Genomic DNA, 7488 nt, shown 5'->3' on the forward strand with positions numbered 1-7488 from the left:
AATAAGACTATTTCTCTTTGTCGCAAAGAAGAAAATATTCGCTCATGAGTTTGGCGAGGTGCAACGGCGCAGGCAGGCGGACAGCTTGCCTAGAGGGGTTTTCAGGCATAAGCTCTCTCAGCAGATTTGCATATCCCACCCACTGCTTAGGGTTGTCCTCCTCCCTGAGTTGCAGAGGATAATATTCCATAAGGGCGCATTCGTCAAAGTTCAATGTCGGTTTATCTGCCCTGCATTTTTTATAGCTCCTTTTATACTCAATATTTCCAGGGCGTGATTCTATTCCCCAGAAAACATCTTTTCTGCGATAAACTCCCGAAGCCTGCTTAAATTCGCCCTTTGCATTTATTTCAGTATAATAATCAGGCACTTCCAAAGTGCTTACGCCCTCTCTTAAACGGATAATCCTAAGATGAGAGTCTGTAAAAGCTTCCGTTCTTTCAGCATAAGAATTGCCTATCTTTATTTTCTCAGGAATAAAAGCCTTTTTCATATTGTAGCCTGAAATGCTTGTGTCAGATATTCCATGCCACAAATTTCTTGTCAAACCATTGCAAGAAACAAGCACAAGTCCGTCGCTTTCCTTATAAAGATCTCTCAAGCCCAAAAGCTTAGTGACAAATCCACCCCTTGCGACTTTATTGCACTTGTCTACAAAATCGTCCTTTCTTGAAAGCTTTGAAAAAGCAATAAGCGCTTCGGGATAAGAAAGCTCTCTTTCATCAAACAGACCGCACTCGGCTTTTACCTGTCCGCTTCGTGCGTTGAAAGTCACATACGCAGGCAGAAACTTAGCCGTCAACTCCGGCGATTTGCTTTCAGCCGCCCACAAAGGTCTTAAAGTCTGATAAGCATACACACCTATCACATCAGCGGCGCAGGCAGGATTTTTCACTGTGTTCCTGTTGTCAGCAAATTCCGTGTATCCAAACTGTCTGAAAATATCCAGCACCGCTCCATGTATCCTGCTTTTTGAAGGCTTATCCTTAGCTTTCTCATCTAAAACATCAGGGACAATAAACTGCGTAAGGCGATTTGTGTCCGCAAAACCTGCCCTCAGTGCGGCTTTCGGGTCGCCCTTTTCCTCAGAAGTGTTTTTCAGGATAACCACCGCGCCCTTTATCTCAGCCGACTTCTCAACGCTTTCCTGCACCCTTTTTATGCGCAAAAGGTGGTCTTCATAGCTTTTGCCGTTCATCATATCCCCAAGAGAGCCTATACTGCGCTTTTCTATCTCTATTTTCACATCTGAGCCGTCCGTGTCGCCAAAATACTGGCAGATATCCTCCATAATAGCGTTTTTTAAAGGCTCGTCGCTGTCATGACCGTATATCTCAAGAGTGATCTTATCCCTGCCCGTGCAGACTTTCAGCCTTTCTCTGCGCATTTTCTGGATATCAGCCGCCTCAAATTTCTTTTTGTCAGGCTTATTATAATGTATCGCCCGCACAGACTTCACCTCGCCCATAGGCTCTGCTATATCTTTCAGAAGCGGCGTCAGCTGATGATAAAACTCACATTTTTCCTTTACAGACACGCCCGTGCCGATATTCATATTAGTGAAATCCATGCCGAATTTATAAGGCAAAAGTATCTGCGGTCTCGCATTTTTGCCCACATAAATTTCAGGGTGTTTAAGCACCTCGTCCGCCGCAGGAAAATTTGAGTTATTATGATACAACCCATAGCAGTTTATGTCAGCATAGTTCCAATCACGAAAATATTCTGTCTTTTCTTTATCAATATTTTTTCGCTGCTGCTTCATTTTCATAACTCTGTATTTATTTTCAGACATTTTCACAAGAGCGTTTATGTTCTCTTTAAGATATATCTTCTTTTTCCACGCATTTGAAACAAAGCGTTTCACGCTTGGAAAAACAAGAAGCATACACTCACGCTGGGGCGGAGTTGTCTGAACTGAAAATTCAAGCCCGTAGGAATAGTATTGACCTTTATATTCTATAGGCTGGCTAACAAGCTTTTTTAAGCCACAATTGCTGAACGTAAGCTTCTGACCGAAAAAGGGTATGGTCTTTCCATTAAGAGAGTTCGCCACATACAGCGCAAAGGCGTCAAAGGCATAGTCCACCGCCGCAGTGCCGTCCTCGTTGAAAAGGCAAACTTCTTCCGAGGTGATACCATGTCTCAGCACATCAGGGTCTATCTCTCTTTTAAACTTTTCTGCTATCGCCTTTGTTTCCGAGGTCGCCTTATCATTCAGCTCATATTCTGCCGTGACCCATATTTTCATTATCTTGCATATCTTATGAACATCAGGCTCGTTCAAAGACACGAACCACCTGCTGTCATCAGAATTTGCTTTCATGTTGCCCACGTTTACAACTTCGTCAAGCCACCCGTTCAGGCATGCTTTCAAGCCGAACAGCTTCATATAATACTCCGGATCGTATTTTTTGTTAGCAGAAACTTGCAACTGTATGAGCAGTTCTTTCCAAGGCTTTGGAAAAGCAAGATAATACAGCTTAAAATTCCTCTTCTTCGGAATAAATGTCATCGGATATATCGGCGAATTCATTTTTTTCAACTCCTTTTTTGAATGCTTCATAAAACGGCTGATAAAGCGTTTCTGCTATCTTTCCCGTTTTTTTGTTGTCAATCATGCTGTCAAGATAATCTATAAGCTCGTTTAGCAGGTCATAGCCTGCAGTATTTTTCTCAGAACGGCGAAAAGCTCCGTCTGCAAAATAAACTCTCGGCGCAGGCTTGCTCTCGTCCGTTATCCTGCAAAGCCGTCCGAATATCTGCAAAATAAGCACAAACAAGCTTGCCGTTACGTCAAGCTTCATCACAGGGTCAAGAGAGCTTAACTGCATTTTCCCCTGACGTTCCATGAGCGACCATTGCCTTGTGGCTTCACTGCGAAGCTTTGCCGCCCTGTCAAAAGCGTTTTTCTTCCCCGACAGAACACAGTGTCTTTCAAGATAGCCGTTTAACTTTGTGCATTTTGAAGATATCTCGTCAGGAACTTCCATTGGGCGCACCAAAAAGAATACGCTTCCAAACGCCGAATGACCGTCCTTGTCAACGATATTGTAACCTCGCTCTATCGCCTGCGCAGGGGCTACCATTATATCAGCCGAATGATCTGAAAAGTCTGCAATCTCGCTCCTGAGTATCATGTTCTCGTCAAATTCATCTGCTTCCCTGCACATACATGCCACAGTCTTTCCATTCGACAAAAGTCTGTTGAGATAATTTGCCGCAGTTTGTGCTTCGCTGTAACTGTTCACTATCATAAGCAGTTTTCCCTCAGAGCGAAGCTCCGCTTCTATTGTCCCCATTATCTTTTTTATGACCTCTGTAAGGTTCTCTTCACGTTCTTCACTGCCACTGCCTGAAACTCTTATAGCCGTTCCAAGGTCTATCATTTTCGACTCCGCTATCTTCCTGCGCTTCCACTCCTCCGCTTCAAGAAGATACTTCACAGGCACATTGACATGATATTGCAAACAGCCGTCCGCCCAGCTTGACCCTGAAAGCATCAGCACATTAGGTCCTGCGGGCTGACCCTCCTCCGTGAGCCGAAGCCAAGGCATACGGTCCATAAGCGCACGTCCGAATGCGTATTGACGGTAAAGAATAAGCCCCTTTTGCGGATCGTTCTTCATGCCGAAAAGATTACCCATTGCAGATGAAGGGAGAATTTTCTGCTGTGCGGTAAAACGTGTAGACAAAAAGTCAGTAAGCTCCTGCTGTGTTTTCCGCTCATACGGCAAAAACAAATAGGAATCACTTATCTCCCTGATGTAATTATCGAACGACGCCACCACAAGATAAAGCTTGATATGGTCAGAAAAAGTCTTGTCAGGCTTACAGTTATTGTCCGTGAGCCAATCATTAAATGCTTCGGATAATTTCTTACTTTCTTTCTGTTGAGATAGTACAAGCATCATCAAATACTCAATATCCTTATCATTATCCATTCCAAGGGTCACACGTCGCATATGAGCCAACGCCTTGTCAGATATATACTTATTGCCCTTATTATCTTTGCAAAGGCTGTTATAAAGTATCTCAGCCGAAAACGTCCTGCTAAGTATGGTCTGCCACTTGCTGCCGTAAGAGTTTATAGCATTTCTAACTGCCATACAAACCCTAACAGAAATAGAAAGCTTATCAACATATTCTTTTTCATTATCGTCCAAGCTCTCAAGTACCTCTGTATCCATATTCATGACTTCACTGCACAAAGCCGCCGCATTCTGCCTAAACTTATCAAAGCTTGCTGACGGTGTGAAAAACTCGTCAAGTGTTTTCTGCACCTTGTCACATTCATCAAATATCACAAGGTCGGCTTGCTCCAGCACATATTCCAAAAACAGCTTGTTATCCCCCAAAAGCCTTATCGCCGCAAGCCCCTGCACAGTGGTCACGATAACATTTGACGTATAAACATCTCGGTACATTCTCACCGCAGGGCAAATATCCATATAAGGGCAATTATAGTGCTTTTTATTTTTCATAAGCGACCTGCACGGCTCGTTTCCAAACATTGGCGCAGAACTTTTGTCGCTCTTATTTTTTGCCATGCCGTCGATAATACAAGGGGCAGTGAGATACTTAGAATACTCATTTTGCAAATATTTTTCATGAGCTTTCGCCACCTGATCGATGTATTTTTCACGTCCGCTCCTGCCTATCACAGGTGAAACACTAACTCCAAACTGAGATAAATAAGAACACATCTCCAGCACACTTGAAACAGTGTCAAGCACAAGAACGACCTTTTTATCAGCCTTTGCAAGATGATAAGACAGCACTTTCATAAGAGTGGATTTTCCTGAACCGACCATGCCAACAAGGTTTGTTATCTTGTCGATCTCAAGCCTTTTCGCCCTCTTAACATTGCCCTCCGTGACAGCTTTTAGGGTGTTGCTTTTGAGTATAGCATAGCAATAATCATCAGGCTTTTTCTCAGCCATTTCAGCCGCACTTGCAAGCAACTCATCTGTAGAAACACTTATCTTTTTTCTGGTTTTCTTAGGCGGAGGACTTACAGGCATTTGCGGCGTGCGGTCAGGTATTTTAACATCAGCGCTATATACAGTGGAGCTTTTTTTGTCCTTAATGCTGTAGCTGTATTTTCCGCCCTTTGCATACTCAAAATGCCTATCTTCCTTGTGTTTTCTGATGTATTCAAAGTAAACGTCCGCACGGTCAGGCTCAACTGCCAGCTCAGTGTTTCGGGCAAATTTCAAGACCTTGCTGCCCTTTTCGATTTTCTCTGTAAAAATATACAAACAAAACTCGGACTGAGCATTGCGGTAATTTTCAAGAACCTTTGCCCAATTCATCTTTGAACTGCAAGAATGTAAAAGTCTGTGAGCTTTTTGAAGCAGAAAAGCAGTTTCATCGCAAACTACCTCACCCAAAAGGCTGTAATTATGAAGCAGAAGATACGCCTTTGTGGGGTCACCCTCAGGCTTGCATTTTTCCAAAAGAGCAAGGGTCATTTCCGCCTTGATGAAATCATCAATATTCACAGAAGTTGGAAGATAATTTCTAAGACTTCTTTTGATAGTTTCTAAGCTTGACATCTTCCACCTCTCCTTTCAGCTCTTTTGAAAAAATTCTCATGGAAACGCATTTAGCAATTGAATCAGGAAAACTGCTTCCTAACGCATCATTGCATATCTTGCAATAATCAGGATAATCCGTCAAACAATCGTCAGGCACAACATAAAAAACTTTTTGCGCCTTAGTATAAGTAAAAACATAGTCATTTTCAATGCTCTTTTTCAGCATATAAGGATTTCTGTGGGTCTTTGCGTCAATAGCCCAAACCTGCCCGTCAGGCAAAGTTATCTTTACATCATACTTATCTCTGTCAGGCCAAAGCTCCGCCCCGCAACCACATTTTTCCGCAATTTTCTGTATTTTCAACTCCAACTGCCCAGGCAAACACATATATCTCATAACACCATGCCTAAGCCGCCAATTGCCGTCCTGAAATCTCAATGGCTTCAAATCATCTTTTTTCGGTATATTTTTCAAACAACTTTTATTACAGCACTGTGCCTGCACACCATAAAAAGTCATTGTCCAACCGCATTTCGGACAAACATAACTCCCGTTTGGAACATTTTCGTAGGCTTCCGAGAATATCTTATTTATCATCTTAAAGTCTTGACAATGCTCCATTTTAAATTCACTCATTTTTTCATCAGCGCAAATTGGATTTTCCACAATAAACCGACGCACAGCCACATACAACTCGTTGGAAAGCTTAGACAAAAGAGAATAAATGTAACGCTGTTCCAAGTCATTTGCGTAATCTTTCTCTAAATCAGAAATAAGATCAACGCAATCGTCGGTGAGAGTATATCTACGATTTTCACTTAACTCTATCAGCGCATTTATATGATAAAGATCAAACTTTTCCACCATTTTGACAAAATAATTATTCCACCCCTCAAACCACGTTTTCACGGGCTTCACAGCATAATTCTCAATAAAAGCACATTCATGGAGATCTGAAAGCATATCATATTGCTCATTCACAGCCGCCAAAGCTGCAAGCCTATTTATCCCAGCAAAAAGCTTGCTACTGTAACTATACTTATCGTTACACTGCCGTTTCTCAAACAGCCCACATGCTATCAATCGTACCATCAAGTCAAAATCCAACTCATTCAAATCTGCCACTCCTTTTACCATATAAATAAAAAAGCCACCTTTTGAAAAACATCAAAAAGCGACCTAATATACCAATTAAAGCAAAGCAGATATGAATACCATTATTGTCCAATGTCAAAATATGATGTTTTTCGTGTACACTCATATCGTAAATCAACATCATAATTTTGTCAATAGTTTTATTTATAAGTTTCCAATAATTCGTATCTTTATACAAATTGATACTGCAAAATTTGTAGAAGATAAACAAAAAAAGTCGCAGACAAAACGACTACGACTTATAAAACACTCTGGCAGGGGCAGAAGGATTCGAACCCTCGGCACGCGGTTTTGGAGACCGCTGCTCTACCAACTGAGCTATACCCCTAGATAAAAAAATGTGGTGGACCATCAGGGACTCGAACCCCGGACCCACCGGTTATGAGCCGGTTGCTCTAACCAACTGAGCTAATGGTCCAAATAGAGCAAAAAAATAGCAAGCTTTTTGAGAAGCTTGCATAACGACCTCACGCAAGCGATAGGAAATATTGGTGACCCGTGGGAGAATCGAACTCCCGATGCCGGCGTGAGAGGCCGGAGTCTTAACCGCTTGACCAACGGGCCATATAATGCTGAGCCGCAGCATATAAAGAAAAACCGCAGCGAGCAAAAATATATCTGCCCGTTACGGGAAATTTGGTGCACCATCGGGGACTCGAACCCAGGACCCACTGATTAAGAGTCAGTTGCTCTACCATCTGAGCTAATGGTGCATAGGTGTCGGCAGCACCCTATCTTACCGGAACGTTACCATCCAAGTATTTTCGGCGAAGAAGAGCTTAACTACTGTGT

The 7488-nt window shown here is 42.5% G+C and carries 3 protein-coding genes and 4 tRNA genes; all 7 read right to left on the reverse strand.

What is annotated here, in order from left to right; all coding sequences use genetic code 11:
* Positions 1-7: 7 nt before the first annotated feature.
* A complete protein-coding gene (locus AB5627_RS08305; protein ID WP_368369790.1) occupies positions 8-2536 on the reverse strand; it encodes a DUF3962 domain-containing protein in 2529 nt (842 codons plus the stop codon).
* Positions 2484-5558: a hypothetical protein gene (locus tag AB5627_RS08310; protein WP_265290664.1), complete on the reverse strand. Its 3075-nt coding sequence runs from the start codon at positions 5556-5558 to the stop codon at positions 2484-2486. Before AB5627_RS08310 ends, AB5627_RS08305 begins: the two co-directional genes overlap by 53 nt.
* A complete protein-coding gene (locus tag AB5627_RS08315) occupies positions 5524-6657 on the reverse strand; it encodes a hypothetical protein (protein WP_022288250.1) in 1134 nt (377 codons plus the stop codon). Before AB5627_RS08315 ends, AB5627_RS08310 begins: the two co-directional genes overlap by 35 nt.
* 291 nt (positions 6658-6948) lie before the next feature.
* Positions 6949-7024, reverse strand: a tRNA-Trp gene (locus AB5627_RS08320).
* Positions 7025-7037: 13 nt separating this feature from the next.
* Positions 7038-7114: transfer RNA gene (locus AB5627_RS08325), tRNA-Ile, on the reverse strand.
* A gap of 71 nt (positions 7115-7185) precedes the next feature.
* A tRNA-Glu gene (locus tag AB5627_RS08330) sits at positions 7186-7260 on the reverse strand.
* A 73-nt stretch (positions 7261-7333) separates the two neighbouring features.
* Positions 7334-7409 (reverse strand) — tRNA-Lys (locus tag AB5627_RS08335).
* Positions 7410-7488: the final 79 nt, after the last annotated feature.

The organism is Ruminococcus sp. RTP21198st1_G1_RTP21198_201120 (assembly GCF_040924265.1).
In the GTDB taxonomy this organism is placed as follows: domain Bacteria; phylum Bacillota; class Clostridia; order Oscillospirales; family Ruminococcaceae; genus Hominimerdicola; species Hominimerdicola aceti.